25 protein-coding genes are annotated in these 26706 nt (G+C 70.4%); 11 read left to right on the top strand and 14 right to left on the bottom strand.

Going from position 1 to position 26706, the window contains the following annotated elements; genetic code table 11:
• Positions 1–115: 115 nt before the first annotated feature.
• The 3 genes from purB to AB0J58_RS34565 all read left to right on the top strand — a co-directional run bounded on the left by purB (position 116) and on the right by AB0J58_RS34565 (position 3410).
• On the top strand, positions 116–1546 hold the full coding sequence (gene purB, locus AB0J58_RS34575) for an adenylosuccinate lyase (RefSeq protein ID WP_364223845.1): 1431 nt from the start codon (positions 116–118) through the stop codon (positions 1544–1546).
• 23 nt (positions 1547–1569) lie between these two features.
• A complete protein-coding gene (locus AB0J58_RS34570; protein ID WP_364223843.1) occupies positions 1570–2307 on the top strand; it encodes a hypothetical protein in 738 nt (245 codons plus the stop codon).
• 68 nt (positions 2308–2375) lie between these two features.
• Positions 2376–3410, top strand: a complete 1035-nt coding sequence (locus AB0J58_RS34565) for a DUF4037 domain-containing protein (protein WP_364223841.1) — start codon at positions 2376–2378, stop codon at positions 3408–3410.
• A gap of 29 nt (positions 3411–3439) precedes the next feature.
• Here the strand turns inward: AB0J58_RS34565 and AB0J58_RS34560 are convergent, their stop codons facing one another.
• On the bottom strand, positions 3440–3751 hold the full coding sequence (locus AB0J58_RS34560; RefSeq protein ID WP_364223839.1) for a DUF3817 domain-containing protein: 312 nt from the start codon (positions 3749–3751) through the stop codon (positions 3440–3442).
• A gap of 275 nt (positions 3752–4026) precedes the next feature.
• Between AB0J58_RS34560 and AB0J58_RS34555 the strand changes: the two genes are divergently transcribed.
• Both AB0J58_RS34555 and AB0J58_RS34550 read left to right on the top strand, forming a co-directional pair.
• Positions 4027–5937 carry an ABC transporter ATP-binding protein gene (locus AB0J58_RS34555; RefSeq protein WP_364223837.1) on the top strand — a complete coding sequence of 637 codons (1911 nt, stop codon included), beginning with the start codon at positions 4027–4029 and terminating at the stop codon, positions 5935–5937.
• A 255-nt stretch (positions 5938–6192) separates the two neighbouring features.
• Positions 6193–6447, top strand: coding sequence for a helix-turn-helix transcriptional regulator (locus AB0J58_RS34550; protein WP_364223835.1), 255 nt, complete (start codon positions 6193–6195; stop codon positions 6445–6447).
• A 4-nt stretch (positions 6448–6451) separates the two neighbouring features.
• Here AB0J58_RS34550 and AB0J58_RS34545 read toward each other — a convergent pair whose 3' ends face one another.
• The 3 genes from AB0J58_RS34545 to AB0J58_RS34535 all read right to left on the bottom strand — a co-directional run bounded on the left by AB0J58_RS34545 (position 6452) and on the right by AB0J58_RS34535 (position 8546).
• Positions 6452–7558, bottom strand: a complete 1107-nt coding sequence (locus AB0J58_RS34545) for a tyrosine-type recombinase/integrase (protein ID WP_364223833.1) — start codon at positions 7556–7558, stop codon at positions 6452–6454.
• A gap of 314 nt (positions 7559–7872) precedes the next feature.
• Positions 7873–8295 carry a hypothetical protein gene (locus tag AB0J58_RS34540; protein WP_343966252.1) on the bottom strand — a complete coding sequence of 141 codons (423 nt, stop codon included), beginning with the start codon at positions 8293–8295 and terminating at the stop codon, positions 7873–7875.
• Positions 8292–8546, bottom strand: a complete 255-nt coding sequence (locus AB0J58_RS34535; protein ID WP_364152751.1) for a hypothetical protein — start codon at positions 8544–8546, stop codon at positions 8292–8294. The genes AB0J58_RS34540 and AB0J58_RS34535 overlap by 4 nt, the downstream gene beginning before the upstream one ends.
• A gap of 270 nt (positions 8547–8816) precedes the next feature.
• On the opposite strand from AB0J58_RS34535, the gene AB0J58_RS34530 reads away from it, so the two are divergent.
• Positions 8817–9668 (top strand): universal stress protein, encoded by an 852-nt coding sequence (locus AB0J58_RS34530; protein WP_364223831.1) that lies wholly within the window; start codon positions 8817–8819, stop codon positions 9666–9668.
• A 36-nt stretch (positions 9669–9704) separates the two neighbouring features.
• Positions 9705–10367 carry a CBS domain-containing protein gene (locus AB0J58_RS34525; RefSeq protein WP_364223829.1) on the top strand — a complete coding sequence of 221 codons (663 nt, stop codon included), beginning with the start codon at positions 9705–9707 and terminating at the stop codon, positions 10365–10367.
• 1328 nt (positions 10368–11695) lie between these two features.
• Here the strand turns inward: AB0J58_RS34525 and AB0J58_RS34520 are convergent.
• From AB0J58_RS34520 to AB0J58_RS34490, 7 genes are all read right to left on the bottom strand, one after another.
• Entirely contained in the window at positions 11696–12160 is a 465-nt protein-coding gene (locus tag AB0J58_RS34520) for a protein-tyrosine phosphatase family protein (protein WP_364223827.1), read from the bottom strand.
• Between the two features lie 375 nt (positions 12161–12535).
• Entirely contained in the window at positions 12536–13522 is a 987-nt protein-coding gene (locus AB0J58_RS34515; protein ID WP_364223825.1) for a LacI family DNA-binding transcriptional regulator, read from the bottom strand.
• 180 nt (positions 13523–13702) lie between these two features.
• Positions 13703–13972, bottom strand: coding sequence for a hypothetical protein (locus AB0J58_RS34510; RefSeq protein ID WP_364223823.1), 270 nt, complete (start codon positions 13970–13972; stop codon positions 13703–13705).
• A 140-nt stretch (positions 13973–14112) separates the two neighbouring features.
• Positions 14113–14661 (bottom strand): NUDIX hydrolase, encoded by a 549-nt coding sequence (locus AB0J58_RS34505; RefSeq protein WP_364223821.1) that lies wholly within the window; start codon positions 14659–14661, stop codon positions 14113–14115.
• A gap of 19 nt (positions 14662–14680) precedes the next feature.
• Entirely contained in the window at positions 14681–15052 is a 372-nt protein-coding gene (locus AB0J58_RS34500) for a DUF952 domain-containing protein (protein WP_364223819.1), read from the bottom strand.
• Between the two features lie 53 nt (positions 15053–15105).
• Entirely contained in the window at positions 15106–15666 is a 561-nt protein-coding gene (locus tag AB0J58_RS34495) for a GNAT family N-acetyltransferase (RefSeq protein WP_364223817.1), read from the bottom strand.
• A 56-nt stretch (positions 15667–15722) separates the two neighbouring features.
• A complete protein-coding gene (locus AB0J58_RS34490) occupies positions 15723–16049 on the bottom strand; it encodes an SMR family transporter (protein WP_343981468.1) in 327 nt (108 codons plus the stop codon).
• 111 nt (positions 16050–16160) lie between these two features.
• On the opposite strand from AB0J58_RS34490, the gene AB0J58_RS34485 reads away from it, so the two are divergent.
• Complete coding sequence (locus AB0J58_RS34485; RefSeq protein ID WP_364223815.1) at positions 16161–17123, top strand: radical SAM protein; 963 nt, start codon at positions 16161–16163, stop codon at positions 17121–17123.
• Between the two features lie 180 nt (positions 17124–17303).
• Here the strand turns inward: AB0J58_RS34485 and AB0J58_RS34480 are convergent, their stop codons facing one another.
• Positions 17304–18491 (bottom strand): Ig-like domain-containing protein, encoded by a 1188-nt coding sequence (locus AB0J58_RS34480; RefSeq protein WP_343981474.1) that lies wholly within the window; start codon positions 18489–18491, stop codon positions 17304–17306.
• 214 nt (positions 18492–18705) lie between these two features.
• Between AB0J58_RS34480 and AB0J58_RS34475 the strand changes: the two genes are divergently transcribed.
• Positions 18706–19419: a winged helix-turn-helix domain-containing protein gene (locus AB0J58_RS34475; protein ID WP_364223813.1), complete on the top strand. Its 714-nt coding sequence runs from the start codon at positions 18706–18708 to the stop codon at positions 19417–19419.
• On the opposite strand, the gene AB0J58_RS34470 is transcribed toward AB0J58_RS34475, so the two are convergent.
• Positions 19416–21632 carry an ATP-dependent RecD-like DNA helicase gene (locus tag AB0J58_RS34470; RefSeq protein WP_364223811.1) on the bottom strand — a complete coding sequence of 739 codons (2217 nt, stop codon included), beginning with the start codon at positions 21630–21632 and terminating at the stop codon, positions 19416–19418. The two genes, AB0J58_RS34475 and AB0J58_RS34470, sit on opposite strands and share 4 nt — an antisense overlap.
• 312 nt (positions 21633–21944) lie before the next feature.
• Between AB0J58_RS34470 and AB0J58_RS34465 the strand changes: the two genes are divergently transcribed.
• The gene (locus AB0J58_RS34465) at positions 21945–22820 is read left to right on the top strand and encodes a DUF4394 domain-containing protein (RefSeq protein ID WP_364223809.1); all 876 of its coding nucleotides are present in this window, start codon (positions 21945–21947) and stop codon (positions 22818–22820) included.
• 250 nt (positions 22821–23070) lie between these two features.
• Here AB0J58_RS34465 and AB0J58_RS34460 read toward each other — a convergent pair whose 3' ends face one another.
• Positions 23071–25302 (bottom strand): cellulose binding domain-containing protein, encoded by a 2232-nt coding sequence (locus AB0J58_RS34460; RefSeq protein WP_364223807.1) that lies wholly within the window; start codon positions 25300–25302, stop codon positions 23071–23073.
• 487 nt (positions 25303–25789) lie between these two features.
• On the opposite strand from AB0J58_RS34460, the gene AB0J58_RS34455 reads away from it, so the two are divergent.
• Positions 25790–26527, top strand: coding sequence for a sulfite exporter TauE/SafE family protein (locus AB0J58_RS34455; protein ID WP_364223805.1), 738 nt, complete (start codon positions 25790–25792; stop codon positions 26525–26527).
• Positions 26528–26706: the final 179 nt, after the last annotated feature.

Raw genomic sequence — 26706 nt, 5'->3', positions numbered from 1 at the left:
GAGACGAACCACCCCAGCGGTCGCACCCAGGCCTACCAGGCACTCTCCCGGCCAGGTCAATCAAAGCCCAGCCGACTTTTTTCGGCTGGGGGCGGGCGGAATATACTGACGCAACGTGACTGCCAAGCCGCGTATCCTCAATGTCCTTGCCACCCGCTACGCCTCACCGCGGTTGGCCCGCCTGTGGTCTGCCGAGTACAAGGTGGTGGCCGAGCGGCGCCTGTGGCTGGCCGTGCTGGCCGCGCAGGCCCGGCTGGGGGTGGATGTCCCGCCCGAGGCGGTGGCCGACTACGAGAAGGTCGTCGAGCACGTCGACCTGGAGTCGATCGCCGCTCGCGAGCGCGTCACCCGCCATGACGTCAAGGCCCGCATCGAGGAGTTCAACGCGCTGGCCGGGCATGAGCAGGTGCACAAGGGCATGACGTCGCGGGATTTGACCGAGAACGTCGAGCAGTTGCAGGTCCGCGACAGCCTGGTGCTGGTGCGGGACCGGTGCGTGGCGCTGCTGGCGGGGCTGGCGGGGCTGGCGGCCGAGCACTCACAGCTGGTGATGACCGGGCGCTCGCACAACGTGGCCGCGCAGTCCACGACGCTGGGCAAGCGTTTCGCCTCGGCCGCCGACGAACTGCTGGTGGCGTTCGCCCGGCTGGAGGAGCTGATCGGCCGTTACCCGCTGCGTGGTGTCAAGGGACCGGTCGGTACCGCGCAGGACATGCTGGACCTGCTGGGCGGGGACGCGGCCAAGGCGGTCGCGCTGGAGGACGAGGTGGCCGCGCACCTGGGGTTCGCCCACCGGCTGACCAGTGTGGGGCAGGTGTATCCGCGCTCGCTGGACTACGAGGTGCTCACCGCGCTGGTGCAGCTGGCCGCGGCGCCTTCCTCGCTGGCCAGGACGATCCGGCTGATGGCCGGGCACGAGCTGGTCACCGAGGGGTTCGCCCAGGGGCAGGTCGGTTCCTCGGCGATGCCGCACAAGATGAACACCCGCTCGTGTGAGCGGGTCAACGGGCTGACGGTGATCCTGCGCGGGTATGCGTCGATGGCCGGGGAGCTGGCGGGCGACCAGTGGAACGAAGGTGATGTGTCGTGTTCGGTGGTGCGCCGGGTGGCGCTGCCGGACGCGTTCTTCGCGTTCGACGGGCTGGTGGAGACCATGTTGACGGTGCTGGGGGAGTTCGGCGCCTTCCCCGCGGTGATCGCCGCCGAGCTGGAGCGTTACCTGCCGTTCCTGTCCACCACGAAGATGTTGATGGCCGCGGTGCGGGCGGGGTTGGGCCGCGAGAGCGCCCATGAGCTGATCAAGGAGCACGCGGTGGCCTCGGCGCTGGCCATGCGCGAGGGCGCCGGCGGCAACGAGCTGCTCGCCCGCCTGGCGGCCGACGAGCGTTTCCCGCTGGATGGGGCGGCGCTGGAGGGCCTGCTGGGCGAGCCGATCTCCTTCACCGGTGCGGCCACCTCCCAGGTGGCGGCGGTCGTGGCCCGGGTGCAGGAGGTCGTGGCCCGCTATCCGCAGGCGGCCGCCTATCGGCCTGGGGCGATCCTCTGAGCAGCGCGCCGGGGGTGCCGAGGGTGCTGCGCGAGGTGGCCGAGGTGGCCGCGGCCTGCGCCGGCGACCCGCTCGTGCTGTGGGGTGCCCAGGGGATGGTGCGGGGCGTGCGGGCCTGGGCGCTGGGGGAGGCGGTCGCGGTGGCCTGTCCCGATCTCAACCGCCGCGACCGCCTGACGGTGTGCGGCGAGCCTGAGCAGGTGTCCGCGCTGGCGCAGTGGGCGCTGGGGCGCCTTGGTCCCTCCTACCGGGTGGTGGGCAGCCGGGCACTGGTGGAGCAGGTGGTCGCCCGTTCACCGGGGCTGCGTCTGCTGGGCACCTTCGAGTGGATGGACACCCGCCGGCTCAGCCCCGTCGGCAACGCGGGGCCGGGGCGGGCACGGTGGCTGGGCCCGGAGGAGGAGGGGGAGGTGAGCGCCCTGCTCGCGGCCGCGGCGCCCTCCTCGTGGGCGGCGCCCGGGGTGGCCGGCGTACGCCGCTGGGCGGGTGTGCGCGACCAGGACGGTGTCCTGGTCGCGGTGGCCGCCGACGCCTGGTCCTGCCCGCAGGTGGGTTTCGTCGCCGGGGTCGCCACCGCCGCGTGCCGTCGCGGCGCCGGGTACGGCGAGGCGGTGTGCCGCCTGGCGCTGGGTGACCTGCTTACCTCGCGCGGGCGTGCCGCGCTGATGGTCGACACCGCCAACCACACCGCTCTCGCCCTGTACGGGCGGCTGGGCCTGCGCCTTCGCCCGCTGGCCGCCGCGGCTTTGGGCGGTGTCTGAGCCCGGCCCTCGGGCGGGGGCCGGAAAACCTGGTGCGGGGCGAGGTTGTGGCGGGCAGAGTGGACGAAATGATGTCTGGTTTCATACCTGGTCTGGAGCTTTCTCGTACTTTCTACACCCAGGTCGTGCGGCCGATCGTGGCCGAGGTGCCGCACAGTGCCGCGCTGGTCGGTGCCGGTTCTGAGGTGCTGGCGTTCGACACCGAACGCTCCACCGACCATGACTGGGGTCCTCGGGTGGTCCTCTTCGTCGAGGAGCACCGGATCGAGCAGGTCCGGCGCGCCGTCGACGGCGGCCTGCCGGAGGTTTTTCGCGGCTACCCCACCGCCGTGACCGGTGCCGCTGGGCCCGGTGGGCCCGGTGTGCACGTCGGTGACGCGGCGTCCTGGTTCACCGGGCGGCTCGGTTTCGACCCGCTGCGGGGGGTGAGCATGCTGGACTGGCTGTCGACCCCCTGGCAGAGGCTGGCGGAGGTCACCTGCGGGGAGGTCTTCCACGACGGCCTGGATGTCCTGGAACGCGCCCGTGCCGTGCTGCGCTGGTACCCGCCGGATCTGGAACGCTACGTGCTGGCCGGGCAGTGGCGGCGCCTGGCTCAGCAGGAGGCCTTCCCCGGGCGGTGCGGGGAGGTCGGCGACGATCTGGGCTCGGCGCTGGTCACCGCCGGCCTGGCCCGCGATCTGATGCGCCTGGTGCTGCTGCTGCGCCGCCGCTACCCGCCGTACGCCAAATGGCTGGGCAGCGCCTTTGCGCGCCTGTCGGGTACGGCCGAGCTCGCGGAGGCGCTGTCGGCGGCGGTGGCGGCCGGCGGGTGGCGGGAGCGCGAGGAGCACCTGGGGATGGTCTACCGGCGGGTGGCGGCCCTGTACAACCGGATGGGGGTGGGTCCGGCGCTGGAGGGGAGCCTGCGGTCCTACCATCGGCGGCCCTTCCAGGTCATCGACGCCGGCCGGTTCGCCGACGCCCTCGGCGGCGCCATCACCGACGCCCGAGTGCGGGCGCTGCCTCCGGTGGGGTCGGTCGACCAGTTCGGCGACTGCGTCGACCTGCTGGCCGATCCGCGGCGCTGCCGGGCGGCCACCCGTGCCATCTTGGACCTGTAGGCCAGGCCGCAAAGATCAGACGGCGTAGATCAGACGGTGGCCGGTTCGCGGCGGGAGAACATCCGCCGCTCGAACCACAGCGTGGCCAGCGGCGGCACCGCGCACACCAGGCCGATGACGAGTGTGCCCAGGCTCCAGCGGGCCTGGCGGGCGGCGAGCAGCAGCGCGACCAGGTAGAGCGCGAACAGGGCGCCGTGCACCGGCCCGAAGATCTTCACCCCGAGGTCGCCGGTGGCGGCCACGTGCTTGAAGTACATGCCGATGAGCAGTCCCGTCCACGAACACGCCTCGGCGAACGCCACGTAACGGAACAGACGCAGGGTGAGCGGCAGAGTCGGCACGACGAAGTACACCTCTCCCAAGAGGGGAACCAAAACTGGGATATCCGGGCGGATCGGACAATGCTCTTCAGCCTAGGGGGGTGCAGGGCCGGTCGGCTCGCCGGGGGAGCACGGGGGAAGCACGGGGGAAGCACGGGGGGCGCCGAAAGAGCCCGGAAGACAACGCCTCTTGACCTCAACTTAAGTTCAGCTTTTAGGGTCGTGCCGTGACCGCGCCGCTGTTCTCACTCCAAGAGCGCGGGAGACCAGGAACCCGGAAAGCACGGTGATGTGTGATGAGCATGGAAATGGCCGCCTGGCATTCGCTGTACGGCGCGATGAACGCCCAGCGCGACCGGCGGCCGTTCTCGGCCGCCACGCTGCGGCGCATCGCCGCCTTCGCCCGCCCGCACCGCACCCTGCTGGCCTGGTTCCTGCTGCTGAGCGTCGTCTCGGCGGTGCTGACGGTGGCCACCCCGGTGCTGGCCGGGCAGGTGATCGACGCGATCGTCAGCGGCGCCGCGGCGGGCGCCGTGGCAGGGCTCGCCGGGCTGATCGCGGTGATCGCGCTGGCCGAGGCGGCGCTGGGCCTGGTGACCAGATGGATGTCGGCGAACATCGGCGAGGGACTGATCCTGCGGCTACGCGGCGCCGTCTTCGACCATGTGCAGCGCATGCCGGTCGCCTTCTTCACCCGCACCCGCACCGGCGCACTGGTCAGCCGGCTCAACAGCGACGTCATCGGCGCCCAGCGCGCCTTCAGTGACACCCTGTCGGGGGTCGTGGGCAACCTGGTCACCCTCACCCTGACCCTGGCGGTGATGATCGGCATCTCCTGGCGGCTGACCGCGCTGGCACTGGTGCTGCTGCCGGTGTTCGTGCTGCCGGCCCGGCGCGTCGGCGCCCGGCTGGCCCGGCTGGAACGCGAGGCAGCCGACCACAACGCGGCGATGAGCACGCAGATGACCGAGCGCTTCTCCGCGCCCGGCGCCACCTTGGTCAAACTGTTCGGCCGCCCCGACAGGGAGTCGGCCGAGTTCCTGGCACGGGCACGACGGGTACGCGACATCGGGGTACGCACCGCGATGGTGCGCTCGGTGTTCGTCACCGCCCTCACCCTGGTCTCGGCGCTGGCATTGGCCCTGGTGTACGGCCTGGGCGGCTTCTATGCGCTGAACCGGCAACTGGAGCCGGGCGCGGTGGTGGCGCTGGCACTGCTGCTGACCCGCCTGTACGCGCCGCTGACGGCACTGGCCGGCGCCCGGGTGGAGGTGATGAGCGCCCTGGTCAGCTTCGAGCGGGTCTTTGAGATCCTCGACCTGCGACCCCTCATCACCGACAGGCCGAACACCAAGGCGGTGCCCGATGGACCGGTGAGCGTGGAGTTCGACCAGGTCACCTTCGCCTACCCTTCGGCCGAGAAGGTGTCGCTGGCCTCCCTGGAGGAGGTCGCCGCCCTGGACGCGCGCGGCGGCGAGGAGGTGCTGCACGCGGTGTCCTTCCGCGCCGAGGCCGGGCAACTGGTCGCGCTGGTGGGCTCCTCCGGAGCCGGCAAGTCGACGATCGCACAACTGCTGGCCCGCCTGTACGACGTCGACAGCGGCGCGGTACGGCTGTCGGGGGTGGACGTGCGCGAGCTGTCGGCGGCCTCGATCCGCCGGACACTGGGCATGGTGACCCAGGACGGGCACCTGTTTCACGACTCGATCCGGGCCAACCTGCTGCTGGCCCGGCCGGACGCCGAACCCGGGGAACTGTGGGAGGTGCTGCGGCGCGCCCGGCTGGCCGAACTGGTCGCGGCGCTGCCCGAGGGCCTGGACACCGTGGTCGGCGAACGCGGCTACCGCCTGTCCGGCGGTGAGCGCCAGCGGCTGACCATCGCCAGGCTGCTGCTGGCCCGGCCGCGGCTGGTGGTGCTGGACGAGGCCACCGCGCATCTGGACTCCACCTCCGAGGTCGCGGTGCAAGAAGCCCTGGCCGAGGCGCTGGCCGGACGGACCGCGCTGGTCATCGCCCACCGGCTGTCGACGGTCCGCGCCGCGGACCTGATCCTGGTCATCGAGGACGGGCGCGTCGCCGAGCGCGGTACGCACACCGAGCTGCTGGCCGCCGGCGGCCGCTACGCGCAGCTGTATCGCACCCAGTTCGACCAGCGCGAAGACCTGGAAGACGGCCTCGGGGAGTTCTCCGCCGTACCCGCCCGCTGAGCGTCGCCCGCACCGTGCCGGGCCGGGTCGCGCGGGCACAGAGCGACGTCCAGGCCTGCCCCGGCCTGGACGTCGCCTCGGCGCCCGGGCGTTTGCGGCACACTGTCCGGTTCGCCACGGCAACCGGCGGGGGAGTGGCCGGCCTCGCGCACCGCGTCCAGTCCGGCCGCGGCCCTGATCTCCACCGCGCGTCACATTCCCGATCACCCCAACACCTGTGGCGGTATTATTATCACGCTTGCTAGGATCTGGCACATGGTGCGACCCCCGCTGACCGAACTTGACCGCGAACGAGGCCACCGCCTGGGCACGATTCTTCGCCAGGCACGCGGCACCCGCAGCATGAGCGAGGTCGCCGCCGCCGCGGGCCTGTCCGCCGAAACCCTCCGCAAGATCGAAACAGGCCGCATCCCCACCCCGGCCTTCTTCACCATCGCCGCTCTCGCCGCCGCCCTCAACGTCTCCCTGGACGTCCTGGCCGAGGTGTGCGCCGGCGAACGCGCCGCCTGACCGGCTACGCCGGCGCCGCGGGCCCGGACCTCCCCATCCCCTCGGCGGAGGCCGAGGGCGCGGAGGCCGAGGGCGCACCCGCGCCGCGGCCGGCCGGGCCGCGCAGCAACGGGTGCGAACGCATCGCCACCTCCAGCTCCCCGGGCAGCTCATCGCGGTAACGCCCCAGCGTCGCCAGATCACTGTGTCCCAGAACCCGCCGCACCGCGTCCATGTCCACCGCGTCGGCCAGCAGGTGAGTGGCCGTGGTGTGCCGTAACCCGTGCGGCGTCACCGAACGACGCCGATCGGGATCCACCCCCCGCTGCACCCGGTCGATCACCGCCTGAACGTCCCCGCGCGCCAGACGCCGGCCCCGCCACGACAACAGCAACGCCTTGTCGGGGGAGGCGATCCGCCCCCGCGCCAGATAGGCCTCCAGCGCCAGCGCCACATCACCGGGCAGCGGCACGTCCCGCGTCCGGCCGCCCTTACCGAAGATCCGCCAGTAACGCACCCCGTCGTTGGTGTAGAAGTCCTCCACATTGGCCCGCACCAGCTCCGACACCCGCGGCCCCATCGTCGACAGCATCAGCACGATCAGCCCGTCGCGCAACTCGGTGTTCTGGTCACGACGACGCCTGCGCCCCGAGCCGGCCGTCTCCTTCGCCGCCACACCCTGCGGCCCGCCACCCAGGTCACGCGCCGCACCGATCAGCCCCTGGGCCTGCTCACGGGTCAGCGCCCGCCGCTCCGGCCGCAGCCCCCCGCGCTCCCTGGCCGTGACCGTCGCCGTCGCCATCGGATTGACCTGCACCCACCCGACCAGCACCGCGTGCTTGAACAACGCCGACACCGACCGCCGAAACCGCGCCTGCGAGGAGGCCGACTGCAACGCCCCCGAGGCCGCCTCCGGCTGCGAGCGCCGCCGCCCGTCCGGCTTGCGCGCGAAGGCCAGCAGAACGGCATCCACCTCCTCACCCGTCAGATCATCCAAAACCACCTCCTCGCCAACCAACTGCACAAAGGTGGTCACATCACGCGCGTACACCTCCGCCGTCGACATCGACAGCGCACCGGTCAGAGTCCTGGCCCGCACCAGCTCCACATAACGGTCGGCGCACTCACCCACACTGAGACGATTCAGATCAGCCGGCCGCATGACCCCGACAACACCCCTTTCGCGCCCAGACCGCCCTGAAACGGCCACTCACCTCGCACCGGCACCGGTAAGGGCGAGGCCACGAAACGGCGACGCGGAAGAACACCGCCGCGCCCGCCCTGCCCGCCAGATCACCGATCATGTCCATCCCCACGGTAAACGAACGCCCGCACCCGGGCCGCCCCTCACAGCAGACCGAGCACGGCGGCGCCCACGCGGCCTTTCGCCGAGAGCCCGGAGCGGAGATCGGGGGAGCGGAGCCTCTCAGCGCCTTCCCGTGCCCGCTACGGCCAGCTGACCGGGATGCGCGGGCACAACCGCCGATAGGGCTCCGCGTCACGGGCGATGATGCGCCAGTCGGTGACATTGCCGATCTCGGCGACCCGCGTGGAGGCCGAGTGGGCGGTGTGGGCGGCGGCCAGGGAGACGACCTCGCGCTCGGCCGCCAGGCCGCCGATGATGAGGGCGCCGTCGGCGTCGAGCCCGTCGACATGCTGGGCGATCAAGTAGAGAAGGCCGTGCAGACGCTCGCGAGCTGGAACGGTGAGCGCCTGACGGGAGGCCTCGGCGGCCGCTACGGCGGACACGACGATCGGGTACCCGCGACGGATGGCCTCGCCGATGATCACTTCGATCTCGATGTCCTTGCTCAGCCAGTCGTTGAGGGCCGAGTGGTCCAGAACGAGACCGGTGTCGAAGAACCTCACGGACGGTGGCTCTCCTCGATCCGGTCGAACATGGCGCGGACACGGGCCAGGACGTCGCCGGGGGAGTCGTCGAGGTCGTGGCCGACGAGTTGCCGCCAGGCGGTCATGCGGCGGTCACGCTGGAGTTTCTCGGTGACGGCTTCGCCGATATAGGCCGATACGGTGACGCCGTACTCGTCGGCGGCCTCCTTGAGCTGGGCCGCCTGCTCCTTGGTGTGAGAGAAGCTGGTCCGCTTATCCTTAATATGCATACGTTCACTCTATAGAGTGCATACCTTTGGTGTCAGGTGCGAACCGCCATCTCCTCCAGGCAAAAAAGGGGGAAAACCGCAGTAGGCCAGGCGATCCGCGCAGCACCGAAGAGCACGCCATGACTCCCGGGCCGGTGATCGCCCCACCCCCGCAGGACATGATCACGGCGAAGGGCGAAAGACCCTGTCCTCCCGCGGCGGGATCAGGACCTGTGGCCCTGGGACCCGGCCTTCCAGCGGGGTCTGATGGGAGAGGAAGGGAGAACAGCCATGTCTGCTCTGATCATCGCCGGAACCGACGGCTCCACCGGCGCGACCGCCGCCGTCGAATGGGCCGCCGACGACGCCGCTCGTACGGGCCTGCCACTGCGCATCGTCACCGCCGTGCACCGCTGGCCCAACGACATCCCCAGGTTCGTCATCCTCGACGGAGAGGACGTGATGACCAGGAGCGCCCGCAAGATACTGGACGAGGCCGAGGCGACGGCGCGCACCCGGCAACCCGCCATCGAGGTGAGCACCGCTCTGCTCGAGGGCCTGCCCCCAGTGGTCCTGCGCGACCAGGGACAGCAGGCCACGGAGATCGTCATCGGCCACCGAGGCCTCGGCGGCTTCGCCGGAGCCGTCATCGGTTCCGTCGGCATGCACGTCGCCGGGCACGCGCGCTGCCCGGTCGTCGTGGTCCGCCCCGCTCAGGCACCGGCACATGGCGAGATCACGGTAGGCATCGACGGCTCCGACGCCTGCGACCCCGCCCTCGCCTACGCCTTCGAACAGGCGAAGCTGCGCGGCTGCACACTGCGCGCGATCTACGCCTGGCAGCTGCCCGTGCACGCCTACGCCCCCGAGACCACCTACGACATGGACGAGATCCGCATCGCCCAGTACGCCGTCGTGGCCGACAGACTCGCCACCTGGCAGCAGAAGTACCCCGAGGTGAGCCTCATCGAGGACATCCGGTGCGCGCACCCTGTCGAAGCGCTCACCAAGGCCTCCACCGGCAGCGACCTGGTCGTCGTCGGCTCCCATGGTCGCGGCGCCCTCGGCTCGCTGCTGCTGGGCTCGGTCAGCCGGGGCGTCCTGCACCACGCGCACTGCGCCGTGGCGGTCGTCCGCTCATAGGAACGCCCAAAGCAATCACGGGAACGGAGGAAGAAGATGCCGATCAAAGTGAGTGACGTGATGGGGCGCACCGCCATCGCCGTACGGCAGGACGCGGGCTTCGCCGACATCGTGGACGTGATGCGGCGCTACGCCGTGGGCGCGGTGACGGTCATCGACCTGGACCGCCGTCCGATCGGGGTGGTGTCCCAGGACGACCTGCTGCTCAAGGAGAGCGACACGATGCGCCACAGCATCTCGATCTTCGAGAGCGCCGCCCGCCGCCGCGAGCACGAGAAGGCCGCGGCGGTCGTCGCGAAGAACCTGATGACCTCACCCGCCATCACCGTCACCCCGGGCATGCCCGCCCGGGACGCGGCGCGGCTCATGCACGACAAGAAGATCGAACAACTCCCGGTGATCGACCCGGTGACCGGCCGCATCGCCGGCATCCTGCACCGGTCGGACCTGCTGCGTGTCTTCGACCGCCCCGAGGCCGAACTACGGGCCGAGGCCGAAGCCGTCGCCCGCGACCTGACCGGAACCGACGTGACGATCGGCGTCGAGAACGGCGTGGTGACACTCGAAGGCAAGGTCGAACACCGCTCACAGGCCGTCCGGCTCATCCAGGCGATCCACCGGCTCGAAGGCGTCATAGACGTCACCTCACGGCTCGAGCACGGAAGCGACGACCTGCTCGTCCTCCCGCCGCTGCTGTAGACCGCCGCCATGGAAGGGGACGGCGCAGGGGACGGCGCGTGGAGGGCGGCCACCTCGCCGTCCGCAGGGCGTTTGACGAGGTGACCGCCGAGGGGAGTGGGAGCTGGAGGCCGGACTACGCGCTCGGTGAATGAGGCCCGGCTCGCATCGCCGGCGACTCCTCCCAGCACCCGGCACATATGCGCCACATCCGCCTACGACGGTGCCACGGGGGACCGGCGGGGCACCCTGCGCGACCTCAGGCTGTCGGCGACGACTTCGTCATAGGCCACGGGGGTGCCCCGTGCGATACCCGGGGCAAGCCGCTCAAGACGCGTCGTGCCCTGGAACGGCTGTTCGCCGGGCCGGCCCGCCCACGTCGATGCGCTACGCGGTACGCGATCCGCCGCGACGAGCGCACCGAACAAGCCTTCGTGGCCGGCCGCAGGTTCAAGGCCAACGGCGGCCTGGTCGTTCTTACTCGCGAAGGCCGTACATCGAGCAACTTCACCAGCGGTTCTTGTCGCCGCGGCAGGTCGATCGACAAGACCGATAAGGGACATTGCGGACAATGTTTCTCGCCTTGAGTGTGGAGATCACTCGGCTCAAGAGCGCTCAGCGGCAGGAGGTGATCCGGACCGCGCCAGGCGCCGGAACGGGCGCACGATAAGAACCTGACCCTGTGGCGGGAACCGACCTGGCGCGGCTGGAGCCGGCCACCGCCGGTTGAGCAGGCATTGAAACAGTCATGTCTTATACCATACAGAATCAAGCTTCTGTATGGTTAAAGATGTTTGTGCTGGATGTCGCACTTAATTGGGACGGAAGGTTGATGTGCTGCGATTCGTCGCGTCCGATGTTGTCTGCCTGAGATTCGGGGTTCGTCTCCTTTGATGTGCCGCGCCGGGCGTGTTCCTTTCGCGCCATGATCGTTTTTGCGTCATGATCGCGGAGATGCCGCACCTCGCGGTCGGGATCGTCCTCGCGGGCGCTCCGAGGTGTTGGCCGGTGAGGTGGCGGGCCGCTCCAGGTGACGGCCGCCACCTTCGGGGCCGCCCGGGGCCGGCGTCCACATGGCGGCGGATGGTGTTCCACTCCTCCTTGTCGTTAATGGTGTGATATGTCCTTTTGGTGGAGTCCGCTTGATTGTTTCCGTCGCTCGGGGTGCGGCCTCCCCTGGCTTACCGACTGGCGGATACCGAATGCCCTGGTGTGCGAAGAACCTCGGTATCCGCTTCAGTGCCGGATCGACCGGATCGAAGTTAGGTGAGTAGTCGCTTCGGGCCGTCGCGCTCGAAGGAAAAGTCGCGGCAAGCCGCTCTGCGGAGCCCGCTGCTCGTCATGTTCCGTCACTGCGTGAGCGGCCTTGATTCGGTATGTCTGGAGAACCAGGTCACCCAGCGGCGTTGCCAGGGGGTTTCGATCGCCCGGCGGTGGTAGTGCTCGCGTGTCCAGGCGATGGCCTCTTGAGGGGGCAGGCCGGTGAGGGTGGCCAGGCAGGCCATGACGGTGCCGGTGCGGCCTACTCCCCCGCCGCAGGCGACTTCGGCGCCGAGGCCTGTTCGTGCCTGTGCGTGCAGGTGGGTGATGGAGCGGGCGGCCGCGTGCTGGTCCGTCGGTAGCAGGAAGTCCGGCCAGCGGATCCATTCGTGGGGCCAGTTCAGGGTGTTCTGGTGGCGGCGGCGAAGGCGTGTGGAGCCGAGGTAGAGCGCTGTGTCGGGGGGCGGGCCGACGGGGGTGGGGTTGCGGAGTCCGCGGCCGCGGATCCAGGTGCCGTCGGGGAGGCGGGTCGCGCCGGTGAGCGGTGTTGTCATGTGGCGATTGTTGCTTATCGCCGCTTTGCTTCTCCCCCGAGATCAAGGGTGGTTTCACGGCGAGCTCCTCGATGTCGACGCCTGTTGAATCGGCGAGCGTACGTGGTCTGCCTGTCGTCATCGCAAGGCGGGGCGAGGGCTGTGACGACGGCCGGTCCTTTCACGTACTGGTCTCGGAGCTTGTATCCGTTGGATTCTTCGACGGGACTACCGGGCCCCGTGTCGTTCTCGTCTGCCCGGACGCGGTCGGATCGTGCGCTTCGTCGCCGGCCCGTGGTCGTCGTCGGGGGCGCTCGGCGATGTCTCATCCCTGGGCGGGGTGCTCGTCGCCCCGGGTGAATCCGGGAGGGTCTGAGGGGGTCTCTTGCCCGGAGGTCAGCCGGGTGGGCGGGTGCCGGTGCTCTCGCGGACGACGAGTTCGGGTTCGATCATGCGGTGCGGGGTGGCGGTGCGGCCGTCGATACGTTCCAGGAGCAGCCGGAAGGCCAGGCGGCCGACCTCGGTGAAGTTCTGTCGTACGGTGCTCAGTGGTGGCCACAGGTAGGGGGCCTCGGGGACGTCGTCGAAGCCGACCACGCTGACGTCCTGAGGGACTCGGCGGCCGGCTTCGCGCAGGGCTCGCAGTACGCCGGTGGCCATGTGGTCGTTGGCGGCGAAGACGGCCGTGACCTCGGGGTCGCGGGCCAGTTGCCTGCCCGCCTCGAAGCCGGAGCGTGCGCTCCAGTCTCCGCGCAGGGGGTCGGGGATCTGGCGGCCTTCGGCGGTCAGGACCGAGCGCCAGCCTTCGACGCGGGCGCTGGCGTCGATCCAGTCTTCGGGGCCTGACAGGTGCCAGACGGTGTTGTGGCCGAGGCTGAGCAGGTGTCTGGTCGCTCGTACGGCTCCGGCCGCCTGGTCGACGGCGGCGACGGGGACGGGGAGGCTCTCGCGGGCGCCGACCACGACGGCGGGCAGGTCGGGTGGCAGGTGGTGTAGTCCGTCGGCGGCCGATTCGTGGGGGGCGACGATGACGACGCCGTCGACGGACTGGAAGCGCAGCCGGTTGACGGCCTCGGCGATGGAGCGGCGGTTGAGGGTGGTGACGTTGACGATGGTGACGAGGTAGTCGTGGGTGCGGGCGGCCTGTTCGATGCCGTGCAGGGTGGAGGCCGGGCCGTACAGGGTGGTGTCGAAGCTGACGACTCCCAGGGCGCCCGAGCGGCCGGTGACCAGCGAGCGGGCGGCGAAGTTGGGGCGGTAGCCGAGTTCGCGTACCGCGTCCAGGACGCGGGCGCGGGTGTCGGGGCGCACCTTTTCCGGGGTGTTGAGAACGCGGGAGACGGTCATGGCCGAGACGCCTGCGCGCGCGGCGACGTCTTCCATGACGGCGGCTCTGGGCCGTTCGGAGAACGTTTGTCCGGATACCTGCTGGGTCACCCTGTCCGCCTTGTCGAAGTTACTCCAAGCGTATCTGAGTGTTTGCGCTAACAGTTCGGGGGCGGGCCTGTATGGGAGGTGTTTTCCGTGGGAGCGCTCCCTTTTTGCGGCGGGAAGCCGGAAAGGTCAGTGCGGAGGGGGCGGGGTGAGCTTCCTGACGAAACGGGCGGCGGCGCGGTGGCTCATGCCGGTCTCGCCCCGGACCAGGAAGACGGCCTGGTCGATCTGGCCGGTGGCCTTCAACTCCAGGGCCTGTTCCACGAGTTCGGGGCTGATCCCACCCCCGACCAGGGTGTTCCTGGGGTGCTGTGCCGCCCGCACCGTGAGGACGATCAGGGCGATGACCACCGCCACGGCGACCGCCGTCAGAAGGAGGATGACGATCGGGTTCGACATGAGTCAAGCGTATCGTCCCAAGGTCATCGTGTGTGTGCTGGAAACGGCCGGATCGCGGTGGTTCTCCGGTGCGGCGTCTCCGTGGTGGTCGGGCGGCTTGCGGCCGGTCGGCGACGGTGCGGCCGGCTCTGGCCGTTCTCTCAGGCCGTCCCGCGCAGCAGGAACATGGTGTAGGCCGCGATCGAGCCGCTGTCGGTGATCGCGCCGCGCAGGATCATCCGCTCCAGTTCGGTCCGTGAGACCCATTCCTGGCGCATGTCCTGCTCGGTGTGCTCACGGTCGGGGGCGCCCGCGGTCAGGTCGGTGGCCAGGAAGATGTCGAAGTGCTGGCCCGTCGTGCCGTGGGCGTTGTCCAGGCGGCCCAGATGGGTCATCGAGGCGGCTCGCAGACCGGTCTCCTGGGTCAGCTCGGTGTGTGCCGTGACCAGGGGCGAGGGGCTGTCCTTGACCCCGCCCTGGGGGAAGTTCCAGGTGCGCCGCCGTACCGGGTAGCGGTACTCCTCCACGAGGTGGAAGCCGTCGTTCTCCATGGGCAGGACGAGGGCGAAGTCGATCTGGTCCACCACGCCGTAGATGCCGTGGGAGCCGTCGGGGCGTTCGATGCGGTCCTCGCGCACGCTCATCCAGGGGTTGGTGTAGACGACCGTCGAGTCGAGAGTGCGGATCGTCGGTCCGGGTACGTCGGTCATGGCGCGCAGCTTACTGCTGTCATGGCTTCGTTCGAGGTGCGTCGGCCTGGTCGGCGTCGTGCGGACGGTGCGGGCCGGGTGGGGGGAAGGGCGCGACGGAGGTCACCGCGGTGACCGGTATCGGCCCGTAGATGTGCGGGAAGGCCTCGGGTGAGTCGGCGGGCACCTCCATGCGCACGTCCAGTCCGCGGGGGTCGACGCCGAGCAGTACCAGGGGGGTGGTGACGTCGCGGTAGAAGCGCTCTGCCACGCCGCGTAGCTGTTCGTGGTTCGCGCAGGCGTGGATGAAGCCCTCTTCGTCCAGGGTGCGGCCGAGGGTGGAGATGCGGTACTCCCCCGCTCGCAGGGCGGCGTCCCAGTCGGCGGCCAGGGCCAGGTGCAAGATGGTCATTGCAGACATGGTGCCCTGCGGGCGGGGTGTTCCTCAACCGGGGGCGGGGGGCGTCACTGCCGGGCGCGCCATTCCCGCTGCAGGATCGCGTAGTCGAGTTCGCTGGTCCATTCGCCCTTGACCATCTCGTTGTCGACCAGGTGTGCCTCGCGGCGCATGCCCAGTTTCTCCAGTACGCGGGCCGAGGCCGTGTTGCGGGCGTCCAGGCGTCCGATGATCCGGTGCAGGTCGAGGCCGTCGAATCCCAGCTCCAGCAGGGCCAGTCCCGTCTCGGTGGCGTACCCCTTGCCGTGGTGGGCGGGGTGCAGGACGTAGCCGATCTCCCCGCTGCGGTGGGTGAGGCTGTGCCAGATCAGCATGCCGTCGCCGATCAGTTCGCCGGTGGCGGCCAGTTCCACCGCCAGTGTCAGGATCTGGCCCTCCTCGAGCAGCTCCGTTTGGGTGATCTTGGTTTGCAGTGCCTCGTGGGTCTGTTCCCGGCTGCGTGGTTCCCAGTACAGGTAGCGGGTCACCTGCGGTAGTGACTGGATGGCGTGCAGGGCGTCGAGGTCGGCCGGGGTGTAGGGGCGCAGGACCAGGCGGCCGGTTCGGATGGGGTAGGTGGGTTTCAGCACCGGGTCAGGGTAGGCCAGGTGTTCGGTGGCGGGCGAGGCGTTATTTGCGGCGGGGGTCAGTGGGGGCTGCCGGCCAGGTTGAGTACCACGACTCCGCCGATGATCAGGGCGATGCCCGCGATCTTGGCGAGGCTGATCGTCTCGCCGAGGAACAGTACGCCGATCGCGGCGATGGCCGCGGTGCCGGCTCCGGCCCAGACCGCGTAGGCGGTGCCGACCTCCAGTTGCAGTTTCAGTGCCTGGGCCAGCAGGATGAAGGCGGCGGCGTAGCCGGCGACGACCAGGGCGGCCCAGCCTTTGTGGGCGAAGCCGTCGCTCAGTTTGAGGGCGGTGGTCGCCGCGATCTCGGCGATGATCGCCCCAGCCAGGATCAACCATGCCATGACCACTCCCCCAAAATCGGCACGAACGTATCATTTCATCCGGTCGGTGGTGTCCATGCCGTGTCGGGGTTCACTTGCGGGCGGTGTCGAAAGCGTGTTCCACTGAGCCGTATGCGATGGGACGCGCCTTCCCTGCTCGATGTGCCGCCCGATGCCAGGCCGCGGATCGAGCGCTCCGCGCTGGTCAGGGTGCACGGGGCGCTGACCTGCTACGAGGTGCGGGCGCGCACCGCGCTGGAGCGCACGCCCGAGGGGTGGGGCCTTAGCCCGTACCGGGGGTGTGCCCAGGCCTGCCGCTACTGCTCGGTGCGCCGGGGGCATCGCTACCTGGGGCTGGACGTCGGTGGTGACTTCGATTCGCGGATCGTGGTGCGGACCGACATCGTGCGGCGGTTGCGTGCGGAGCTGGCCTCGCGCTGGGACGGCGAACATGTCACGGTGGGGGTGGGCGGTGACTGCTACCAGGGGGCCGAGGACGTCTACCGGTTGATGCCCGGCCTGGTCACCGTGTTGCGTGAGGCCGGGGCGCCGTTCACCGTGCACACCAAGAGCCGGTTGATCCTGCGCGACGCCGATCTGCTGGCCGCCACTCCGGGGGCGGGGGTGGTCGTCTCGGTCGCCTTCGTCGACGACCGGATCCGCCGCAGTGTGGAGCCCGGTGCCCACAGTGCGCAAAAGCGCCTGGAGCTGGTGGCCGAGCTGAACGAGCGGGGGGTGGCGTGCGGGGTGGCGATGGCGCCGATCCTGCCGTTGCTGACCGACTCCCCCGACCAGCTCGCGGCCACCGTGCGCCGGGTCGCCGACGCCGGGGCCGTCAGCCTGGTCCCGCACGTGCTGCGCCTGCCCGTGGGGGCTCGTGAGTGGTATCTGGCCTGGCTGGGTGAGCACCATCCGGCGCTGGTGCCTCGCTACGGTGAGCTGTACGCCAAGGGGGCCGATGCCGAGGCCGGCTACGTGCGTCGCGTCACCGACCAGGTCCTGCAGCTGGCCGCCCGCTACGGCATGGGCCGGGTGCGGCCCGAGCAGCCCCTGCCGCTGGCGCTGCCCCGCCAGGCCCAGCTCACCTTGCTCTAGTCTTCGCGGTGCGGGCTTCGGCGACGCGCTCGGAAGAGTACGTCGTTCTCCCAGAGCGTGTCGTCGGCGTCGAAGACGAGGACCTGACGGAGGTTCTCGTCGGCCGCCGGCGCCACCGTCGGTGTCCGGGGGACGCGGTGGCGCCGGTGCGGGGGGTTGGCCGCGCAGCCGGTCGCGGGGTCAGGCCAGGGCGCTGCCCTTCTTCCACTGCGTGTACGGCATCTGCCAGAAGCCCCAGCCGTTGTTCCACTCCATCTTGCGGTCGGTGCCGGTGATGGTGATCACGTCGCCGCGCTGGACCTGGTCGTAGTACCACTTGGCCTGGTCGGGGCGGGAGTTGATGCAGCCGTGGCTGACGTTCTGGCGTCCCTGGGCCCAGACGTTGTTCAGCGCGTGCACGTACTCGCCGCTGTTGGAGAAGCGGACCGCGTGGTTGATCATCAGGTCGTAGTAGCCGGGATCGCCCTTCTTGCGGCCGGGGGAGATCATGCGTTCGGGGTTGGCCTTGCCCATCGCCAGGTGGATGCCGCTGGTGGTGGTGTACTCGCGGGTGCTGGCGTTGCCCGCGCTGATCAGCATGGTCTGCACGACCTTGCCGTCACGCTTGACGATCATCTTGTGCTTGCGGGTGTCGATCGTGGCGATCTGGGCCGCGCCGATGTGGATGACCTTGGTCATGTCCTTGACGCCGTACATGTCCTTGCCGCCCTGGACGCCCTTGAGGCGGGCGGTGAAGGTGACCTTCTGGTGGGGCTGCCAGAATTTCGCGGTGCGGTAGATCACGGTCGTGTCGTTGATCCAGCGCCAGGCTCCCTGGGAGGGTTTCTCCGAGGTGACCTTCAGGGCCTTCTCCACTCCGGCCTTGTTGGCGATCTGCTGGTTGAAGGTGACGATGATCGGTGCGCCCACGCCGACCTTCTCCCCCTTGATCGCCGGGGTCACGTCCGCGACCTCGAGCTCGTGCTCGGGTTTGAGCGTCCGGAAGGAACTGCTGGCGGTCGTGCCGTCCACCGCGCGCGCCGAGACGGTGTAGTCGCTGGCGGGGATCATGGGGGTGGTGGAGGTCCACTTGGTGCGCTCGGCGTCGAAGTCGCCCTCCAGCACCTGGCCGCCGGTTTTGACGGTGACCTCCTCCAGTGCGCCGCTGGAGGCGCTGACGACGACCTTCCTGTTCGGGCGCACGGTCTTGCTGCCCTGGGCGGGGCTGATCTTTATCTCCGGCGCGGCCGGGGTACTGGGCGCCTCGGTGCCCGGCCCGGCCACGGGGGCCTTCGTGTCCGCCCCGGTAGAGCAGGCGGTGGCCAGCACCGCCGCGGTTGCCAGGGCCAGAGCGGCCAGTGGCGTCCTGTGGCGTTCCACGGTCAGCACAATTTCTCTCCCCCACTACAGCAAACTGCCCTTAAAACACTAATAGGAGATGCATGGTGACTGAACATGGTTGCGACCGGTTTGGTAACGTTTCGGTCTCTTCCTAAAGTAGGAAAAATCCTGACCAGGAGTCAGAGGTGGGCGGCACGGCGGGCCCTGAGCGGGGAAGGGGGCTTCGGCCGGCGCCGAAGCGTCCCGGGCCGATGATGGGCATATGACTTTCGGTCCCCCGGTCCCGCTCGCCGCGCTGGCCGCCCTGCTCGCCGACGACACGCGCGCCAGGTTCTGCCTGGCGCTGCTGGACGGGCGCGCCTGGAGTGCCGGAGAGCTGGCCGCCCACGCCGGCGTGGCGGCCTCGACCGCCAGCGAGCACCTGTCGCGGCTCGTCGGCGGCGGGCTGCTGGCCGAGGAGCGGCAGGGGCGCCACCGGTACGTGCGCCTGGCCGGGCCGGTCGTGGCCCAGCTCATCGAGGACCTGGCCGCCCACGCCGGCACCGACGCGGGTGCGCGGCCGGTCACGCTGCGTGCCGCGAGCGCCACCCGGGCACTGGCGGCCGGGCGCACCTGCTACGACCACCTGGCCGGGCGGCTCGGGGTGACGATCACCGACGCGCTTCTCGCGCGCCGTCTGCTGTGCCAGGACGCCGGTTTCGCGGTCAGTGACGCCGGGCTGTCATGGTTCGCCACCGACCTGGGGGTCTGTTTGCCGGTCGGCGGGCGCCGCCCGCTGGCCCGGCCCTGCCTGGACTGGACCGAGCGCCGCCACCACCTGGCCGGCACCGCCGGGGCCCTGCTGTGCGCGACCGCGCTGGAGCGTGGCTGGGTCGGCCGGATCGGCTCGGGACGCGCCCTGGCCGTCACCGCCGCGGGGCGGGAGGCCCTGGCCCGCCTGCTGGGCGTCACCGGGCTGGCGGAGACCGCCCCCTAGGATCGGCGCAGGCGGTGGGTGAGGCTGGTGTGGCGGCGTCCGGCGCCGCGGGTGCGCACCGCCTGGGCCAGCGCGCGGCGGGAGCCGACGATGACGACGAGCTTCTTGGCCCGGGTGATCGCGGTGTAGATCAGGTTGCGCTGGAGCATCATCCACGCGCTGGTGGCCAGCGGGATCACCACCGCCGGGTACTCGCTGCCCTGGGAGCGGTGGATCGACACCGCGTAGGCGTGGGCCAGCTCGTCCAGCTCGTCGAAGGCGTACTCGACGTTCTCCTCCTCGTCGGTCAGCACGGTCAGCTTGTGCTCGTCGGGTTTGATGTCGACGACCAGGCCCACGGTGCCGTTGAACACCCCGGCGGCGCCCTTTTCGTAGTTGTTGCGCAGCTGGGTGACCTTGTCGCCGACCCGGAAGACCCGCCCGCCGTAGCGGCGCTCGGGCATGCCCTCGCGCGAGGGGGTCAGCGCCTCCTGCAGCGCGTGGTTGAGGTTGCCCGCCCCGGCCGCGCCCCGGTGCATCGGGGCCAGCACCTGCACGTCGCGGCGCGGGTTGAGGCCGAACCTGCGCGGGATGCGGTTGGCGACCACGTCCACGGTCAGCGCCGCGATCTCCTCGGGTTCCTCGCACGGGAACAGGAAGAAGTCGCTCATGCCCTCCAGGGCCGGGTGCAGGCCGGTGTTGACCCGGTGGGCGTTGACGACGACCCCCGACTCCTGGGCCTGGCGGAAGATGTGGGTCAGCCGTACCCGGGGGATCTCCTCCTCGGCGGCCAGCAGGTCGCGCAGCACCTCGCCGGCGCCGACCGAGGGCAGCTGGTCGACGTCGCCCACGAAAAGCAGGTGCGTGCCCGGGGCGATGGCCTTGACCAGCTTGTTGGCCAGCAGCAGGTCCAGCATCGAGGCCTCGTCGATCACGACCAGGTCGGCGTCCAGAGGGTTGTCGCGATCGAAGGTGGCGTCCCCGCCGGGGCGTAGCTGCAGCAGCCGGTGCACGGTGGTGGCCTCATGACCGGTCAGCTCCGCCAGGCGCTTGGCCGCCCTGCCGGTGGGGGCGGCCAGGATCACCTTGGCCTTCTTGGCCCGGGCCAGGGTGACGATGGAGCGCACGGTGAAGCTCTTGCCGCAGCCCGGGCCTCCGGTCAGCACCGCGACCTTCTGCGTCAGCGCCAGCCGCACCGAGTGGGCCTGTTCCTCGGCCAGGTCGGCGCCGGTCTGGGTGCGCAGCCATTTGAGCGCGAGGTCCCAGTCGACGGAGCCGAAGACCCCCAGCCGGTCGTGTTCGCAGGCCAGCAGGGTGCGCAGGGCGCCCGCCAGGGACAGTTCGGCGCGGTGGAAGGGCACCAGGTAGACGGCGGGGACGGTGCCGTCGCCGACCGGGATGTCCTCGGCGACCACGCCTTCTTCGGCGATGAGTTCCTGCAGGCAGCGCGTGGTCAGCTCGGCGGCGACCTCCAGGATCTTCACCGCGTCGGCGACGAGGTTGGGCGCCGGTAGGTAGCAGTGGCCGTCGTCGGCGGCCTGGGAAAGGGTGTAGCGCAGGCCCGCCTTGACGCGTTCGGGGCTGTCGTGAGGGATGCCCACTGCCTGGGCGATGGTGTCGGCGGTCTTGAAACCGATGCCCCACACGTCGTCGGCCAGCCGGTAGGGCTCGCTTTTGACGACGGTGATGGAGGTGTCGCCGTACTGCTTGAAGATGCGGACCGCGATCGAGGTGGACACGCCGACCCCCTGCAGGAAGATCATCACCTCTTTGATGATCTTCTGTTCCTCCCAGGCGACGCCGATCATCTTGGTCCGCTTGGGGCCGAGGCCGGGGACCTCGACGAGCCGCTCGGGGGTGGTCTCGATGACCTCCAGGGTCTCGACGCCGAAGTGCTCGACGATCCGGTCGGCCATCCTCGGCCCGATGCCCTTGATCAGCCCGGAGCCCAGGTAGCGGCGGATGCCCTGCACGGTGGCGGGCAGCACGGTGGCATACGACCACACCTCGAACTGCTTGCCGTACTTGGGGTGGGAGGTCCAGCGCCCGGTCAGCCGCAGTGACTCGCCGGGCTGGGCTCCCAGCAGCGGCCCGACCACGGTCAGCAGGTCGCTGGAGCGGTCGACTGCCACCCTGGCGATGGTGTAGCCGCTCTCCTCGTTGGCGTAGGTGATGCGTTCGAGCACGGCCTCCAGCACGCTGCCGGGAGTGGGGGGCGCCGGAGGGGTGTTCATGGCGGGTATTGTGCCGCAGCCTGCCTTCGGCTCCAAGCCGGGCTCACCCGGTGACGGCCGCCCCTGCCCGTGCTCCCCGCTCCACCCCGTCCACCCCGTCCGCCCCGCGGCGCGGGGCGGACGGGATGTGAGGTTTCGCCGGCTTCGCCGGGTCCGGTGCGCGGGCGGGCGGGGCGAGCCGGGGACACGCCGGTCTCTCCTGCCCTCTTCGCGGGCCAGAGGGGCACCGTGTGTGATGGAGTCTCTCCGATCCGTAACGGCTTTGCCGCCGAAGTCCGGGGCCTACGGCACCCGGCTGCGAAGGAGAGGCACATGCGAAGGACACTGACCGCCCTGATGACGGTGCTGGGCACGGTGGCGGGCACGGTGGCGGCCGGCGCCGCGGCGCCGGCCGCCGCGCGGCCCGGCATCGAGGTCATCGGGCTGACCGGCGACCAGCGTCTGGTGGGTTTTGCGATCCGCTCCCCCGGCCGCACGCGTGATCTGGGCAGGATCCGCGGGCTCGACGGCGACACCCGGCTGGTGGGCATCGACTACCGCGTGCAGAACGGCAGGCTGTACGGCGTCGGGGACCGTGGCGGCGTCTACACGCTCAGCGGCCCGGCCAGGGCGGTCAAGGTCTCCCAGCTGACCGTGGCGCTGAGGGGCTACCACTTCGGCGTCGACTTCAGTCCCGCGGCCAACCGGCTGCGGGTGGTCAGCGACACCGGGCAGAACCTGCGGCACAACCTCGACGACCCCACGGGCGGCCCGGCCGCCGGGCAGACCGTGGCCGACCGTACGCTGACCCTGCCGCCCGTCCCGCCCGCCGTGGTGGGAACGGTCGCCACCGGTGTGTCGGGGGCCGGATACACCAACAACGACCTCAGCCCGGACACCGCCACGACGCTTTTCGGGGTGAACACCGCCACCGGCCAGGTGAACCTGCAGTCGCCCGCGGGGGCGGGCACCCTGGTGCAGACCGGCAGTCTGCGGGTGGCCGCGAGCGGCGCGGCGGGTTTCGACGTCTACAGCTCGCTGCGCGAGGGGGTCACCGTCTCCAACAGCGCCTTCGCCGCGCTGAAGGTCGCCGGCCGCTACGGGTTCTACGGCATCAACCTGCTCACCGGCGCCGTCAACTACAGCTACGGCGCCTTTCCCGCCAACCGCCAGGTCCTCGACATCGCCATCCGGCTCGACCGTGGCTGAGGAGCGGCCGCGCGTTCGAGACGACCGGTGCGGGCCGTTGGAATCCGGCGGCCCGGCGCAGGGGGTGAGTGGGGGTGAGTTCGGCGCATCACGCGCGGCTTGACCTCAACCGTGCTTCAGTTCCTACGAGGGCGCCGGCAGCGGCACACGGACCGGTACGTTCGGCCGCCGGCGCCATGAGGTTCGCGCGGGCGGGCGCCGGGTCGTGGCCGGATCGCCCGCGCTTTCCCCGCCCTTCGAGCCCTCTCCCTCAGCGCACGTAGACGTTGGGCCTGGGCGGGGTCGACATGCCCGAGCCGATGAAGAAGCTCGGATGCGGCGGCTGGTTGTAGGCGGTGTTCTGCCAGGCGATCGCGGTGCGGTACTGGGTGTCGTGCATCAGGGTGTGGATCCGCCGGTCGGTGACGGCGGTGGTGGTGTGGATCCGCAGCGCGGTGTTGTCGGAGGTGGCCCAGACGACCTCCTCGCGCCAGTCGCCCAGCAGGTCACCCGAGAGTGCCGGGGTGGCCTTGGTGCCGTTGTTGGAGTGCACCCCGCCGGCGGTCAGCAGGCGGGTCTCACCGCTCGTGCCGTACTTGTCGATCCTGGTGGCGTCCAGCAGCTCCCGTACCGGGTCGGCGTCCCACCAGGCCAGGAAGTTCGCCGAGGAGGGTTTGCGGCCCACGATCTGGCCGGAGGTGTTGAAGACGCCGTCCCCGCCGGAGGCCGACCAGGACTCTGCTCCGGCGCTGCCGGACCAGATGTCGCCCGACACGCCCCGGCCGTTGTCGCCGCTTGCGCCGGTCTGCCACAGGATCTGCCCGGTGCGGGCGTCGGCCATCCAGGAGCTGGGCTTGGAGGCGTCCTCGTCGACCTTGAACACCTCCAGGCCGCTCCTTGCCGGGTTGAGGTCGCCGACGTGCAACGCGTCCCCGTGGCCGAGGCCGGTGTTCCACAGGACCGTGCCGTTGTCGTTGAGGGTCATCGCCCCGTAGACGATCTCGTCCTTGCCGTCGGCGTCGACGTCGGCGACCGAGAGCTGATGGTTGCCCTGCCCGGTGTAGGCCGATCCCGCGCTGTTGGAGTCGAACTTCCAGCGCTGAGTCAGGGAGCCGTTGCGAAAGTCCCAGGCCGCCACGACGGTACGGGTGTAGTAGCCGCGGGCCATGATCAGGCTGGGCCGGGTGCCGTCCAGGTAGGCGGTCCCGGCCAGGAACCGGTCGACGCGGTTGCCGTAGGAGTCGCCCCAGGCTGAGACCGTGCCGCGGGGCGGGTCGTAGTTGACCGTGGACAGTGCCGCGCCGTTCTGCCCGTTGAACATGGTCAGGTACTCGGGGCCGGACAGGATGTAGCCGGAGGAGTTGCGGTGGTCGGCGGAGGAGTTGCCGATCACGGTGCCGATGCCGTCCACCGTGCCGTCGGCGGTCTTCATCGCGACCTCGGCCCGGCCGTCACCGTCGTAGTCGTAGACCTGGAACTGCGTGTAGTGCGCGCCCGCGCGGATGTTGCGCCCGAGGTTGATGCGCCACATCCGTTCGCCTGTCAGCCGGTAGGCGTCGAGGTAGACGTTGCCGGTGTAGCCGGACTGGGAGTTGTCCTTGGCGTTGGTGGGCTCCCACTTGAGGATCACCTCGTAGCGGCCGTCGCCGTCGAGGTCGCCCACGCTGGCGTCGTTGGCGGTGTAGGTGTAGGCGACGCCGTCGGGTGTGGTTCCCCCGGCTGGGGGCTGGATCGCCACGTCGAGGTAGTTGCCGCCGGAAAAGCGCAGGGAGGATTCGGAGGCGGCCTGCTCGGTGCCGCCGGCCACCGCTCGCACGGTGTAGGAGGCGTCGGCCGCGGCGCCGGAGTCGAAGTAGTTGGTGGAGGCGGTGAGGGGTGAGGCGTTCAGCTTGGTCGAGCCCCGGTAGAGGTTGAAGGCCACGTCCGCCGGGTCGGTGCCCAGCAGGCGCCAGGCGATGAGGTTGCCGCTGCCGGAGCGGGCGCTGATCAGCCCGCGGTCGAGGTCCTCGACCTGCCGGGCGCCGGCGGAGGAAGTGGGGGTCACCGTCGGAGTGGGTGTTGGGGTCGGGCCGGTCGAGCCGGTACAGGCGACGCCGTTGAGTGTGAACACCGTCGGCGCCGGGTTCGCGGAGTTGTTCCAGGAGGCGTTGAAACCAAAGGAGACGCCTGCGCCGGTGGCGATCGCGGCGTTGTAGCCGGCGTCGGTGGCGCTGACCTGGGTGCCGCTCTGGGTGACGGTGGAGTTCCATGCCTGGCTCACCTGCTGTCCGGCGGCGAAACTCCAGTTCAGGGTCCAGCCGTTGACGGGGTCACCGAGGTTGGTGAGCGCCACGTTGCCGGTGAAGCCTCCCGACCACTGGGTGGACACCGAGTAGTCGACGCGGCAGCCGGCCGCCGCGGCCTGGGCGACCAGGACCGGTGCCAGGCTCGCGGCGAGTGCGAGCGCGGCCGCCGAGCAGATCACGCGCAGGCGGCGCGGGGACGGTGGTGATGATCGGGACATGCTCTCCCCTTGTGGTTGAGCGGACACGAGTTCGGAAAGCGCTTTCAGAACTTTCATCACATACCGAAAATCCCCTCCCGGAGCCATCGGGGGATGGGGTGGCCTCGGTGCCCGAAGAGGTTCCGGTGCCCGCCGCCTCCCTTCCCATCTGCGGTTACCAGGCGCCGGCGAGAGGTGATCCGGTGCTCGTGCGCCCGGGGCGGGGGTGAAACTTTCACCTGCTCCCGCCGGTGGAGCCTGGGACGCCCGCGGGAGTTCACCATGGGTGCCCATGGGCTTCGTGCGAGGTGGGCGCACGGGCCGGTGGCCGGTGGCCGGTAGGTCTCTCAGCACTGCGGGGGTCTTCTCGGGACGGCCGGTATCGGGCATCCCGGCGAGGTGCGGGCCGAAGACGTCGAAGACGCTGTCCGCTGACGCGTCATGTACCGTCGCCTCCGACCCTTTACATCAGGTACGCCCCTTTCGTGCCCTGTTTCCGGCGAGGCCGATGCTCTCCCTTGACGCCGTCCAGTGGGTGGTGCTGTCGGCCGCCCTGTTCCTCGTGGGCTTCTCCAAGACCGGCGTCTCCGGAGCGGGGACGGTGGCGATCGCCCTGTTCGCGCTCGTGCTGCCGACCAGGCAGTCCACGGGCACGCTGCTGCCGCTACTGCTCGTCGGCGACATGGTCGCGGTATTCTCCTACCGCCGCCATGCCGACTGGCCCAGGTTGATCAGGCTCTTTCCGTGGGTCGCCCTGGGCGTGGTGGCCGGCGCGTTCGTGGTGCGCTGGGTCGACGACGCGCAGATGAGGCGGCTGATCGGCGTGATCCTGGTGGTGATCGTCGTCGTTCACCTGTGGAACCGGCGCCGGGCGCAGGAGGACTCCCTGGCCCACCACCGCCCCGTGGCGGCGTTGGCGGGTGTGCTGGCCGGCTTCGCCACCATGACGGCCAACGCCGCGGGGCCCATCATGGCCGTCTATCTCCTGGCGGCGGGCCTGCCGATGCTGGGTTTCCTGGGGACCAGCGCGTGGTTCTTCCTGACGATCAACGCCTTCAAGGTGCCGTTCAGCGTCGCGCTCGGCCTGATCACCCCGTCCACCCTCCTGTTCGCCGCGCTGGGCGCCCCCGCGGTGCTGGCCGGGGCCGCGGCCGGGCGTGCCGTGATCGGCCGGATCGACCGGACGCTCTTCGAACGCGTCACGCTGGGGCTCACCCTGCTCGCCGCGGTGCGCCTGCTGCTCTGACGTCCTCCCCGCGCGGCCCCGCCCCCCCGGGCGCGGCGCCCGCTCCAAGGTGAACGCGGGGTAGATCACCGTTACGCGGGTCCCGTACGAAACCTCGGGCGCCTGCCGGCGTACGACAAGGGCGTCCCGGAGGTCGGCGTCGCCCTCGCCGACACCGGGCAGGAGGGGAAAGCGCGTCC

The sequence above is a fragment of the Streptosporangium sp. NPDC049644 genome (assembly GCF_040675205.1).
Classification (GTDB): domain Bacteria; phylum Actinomycetota; class Actinomycetes; order Streptosporangiales; family Streptosporangiaceae; genus Streptosporangium; species Streptosporangium fukuiense.
The sequence above is the reverse complement of the archived record's forward strand: the minus strand, read 5'-3'. Positions and strand labels throughout refer to the sequence as shown.

Bases quoted from the DNA above. Each gene is read 5' to 3' on its own strand.
- AB0J58_RS34565 (WP_364223841.1), top strand. From the start codon at position 2,376: ATGATGTCTGGTTTCATACCTGGTCTGGAGCTTTCTCGTACTTTCTAC.
- AB0J58_RS34555 (WP_364223837.1), top strand. From the start codon at position 4,027: ATGAGCATGGAAATGGCCGCCTGGCATTCGCTGTACGGCGCGATGAAC.
- AB0J58_RS34550 (WP_364223835.1), top strand. From the start codon at position 6,193: ATGGTGCGACCCCCGCTGACCGAACTTGACCGCGAACGAGGCCACCGC.
- AB0J58_RS34535 (WP_364152751.1), bottom strand. From the start codon at position 8,546: ATGCATATTAAGGATAAGCGGACCAGCTTCTCTCACACCAAGGAGCAG.
- AB0J58_RS34530 (WP_364223831.1), top strand. From the start codon at position 8,817: ATGTCTGCTCTGATCATCGCCGGAACCGACGGCTCCACCGGCGCGACC.
- AB0J58_RS34525 (WP_364223829.1), top strand. From the start codon at position 9,705: ATGCCGATCAAAGTGAGTGACGTGATGGGGCGCACCGCCATCGCCGTA.
- AB0J58_RS34520 (WP_364223827.1), bottom strand. From the start codon at position 12,160: ATGACAACACCGCTCACCGGCGCGACCCGCCTCCCCGACGGCACCTGG.
- AB0J58_RS34515 (WP_364223825.1), bottom strand. From the start codon at position 13,522: ATGGAAGACGTCGCCGCGCGCGCAGGCGTCTCGGCCATGACCGTCTCC.
- AB0J58_RS34510 (WP_364223823.1), bottom strand. From the start codon at position 13,972: ATGTCGAACCCGATCGTCATCCTCCTTCTGACGGCGGTCGCCGTGGCG.
- AB0J58_RS34505 (WP_364223821.1), bottom strand. From the start codon at position 14,661: ATGACCGACGTACCCGGACCGACGATCCGCACTCTCGACTCGACGGTC.
- AB0J58_RS34500 (WP_364223819.1), bottom strand. From the start codon at position 15,052: ATGACCATCTTGCACCTGGCCCTGGCCGCCGACTGGGACGCCGCCCTG.
- AB0J58_RS34490 (WP_343981468.1), bottom strand. From the start codon at position 16,049: ATGGCATGGTTGATCCTGGCTGGGGCGATCATCGCCGAGATCGCGGCG.
- AB0J58_RS34485 (WP_364223815.1), top strand. From the start codon at position 16,161: ATGCGATGGGACGCGCCTTCCCTGCTCGATGTGCCGCCCGATGCCAGG.
- AB0J58_RS34475 (WP_364223813.1), top strand. From the start codon at position 18,706: ATGACTTTCGGTCCCCCGGTCCCGCTCGCCGCGCTGGCCGCCCTGCTC.
- AB0J58_RS34470 (WP_364223811.1), bottom strand. From the start codon at position 21,632: ATGAACACCCCTCCGGCGCCCCCCACTCCCGGCAGCGTGCTGGAGGCC.
- AB0J58_RS34465 (WP_364223809.1), top strand. From the start codon at position 21,945: ATGCGAAGGACACTGACCGCCCTGATGACGGTGCTGGGCACGGTGGCG.
- AB0J58_RS34460 (WP_364223807.1), bottom strand. From the start codon at position 25,302: ATGTCCCGATCATCACCACCGTCCCCGCGCCGCCTGCGCGTGATCTGC.
- AB0J58_RS34455 (WP_364223805.1), top strand. From the start codon at position 25,790: ATGCTCTCCCTTGACGCCGTCCAGTGGGTGGTGCTGTCGGCCGCCCTG.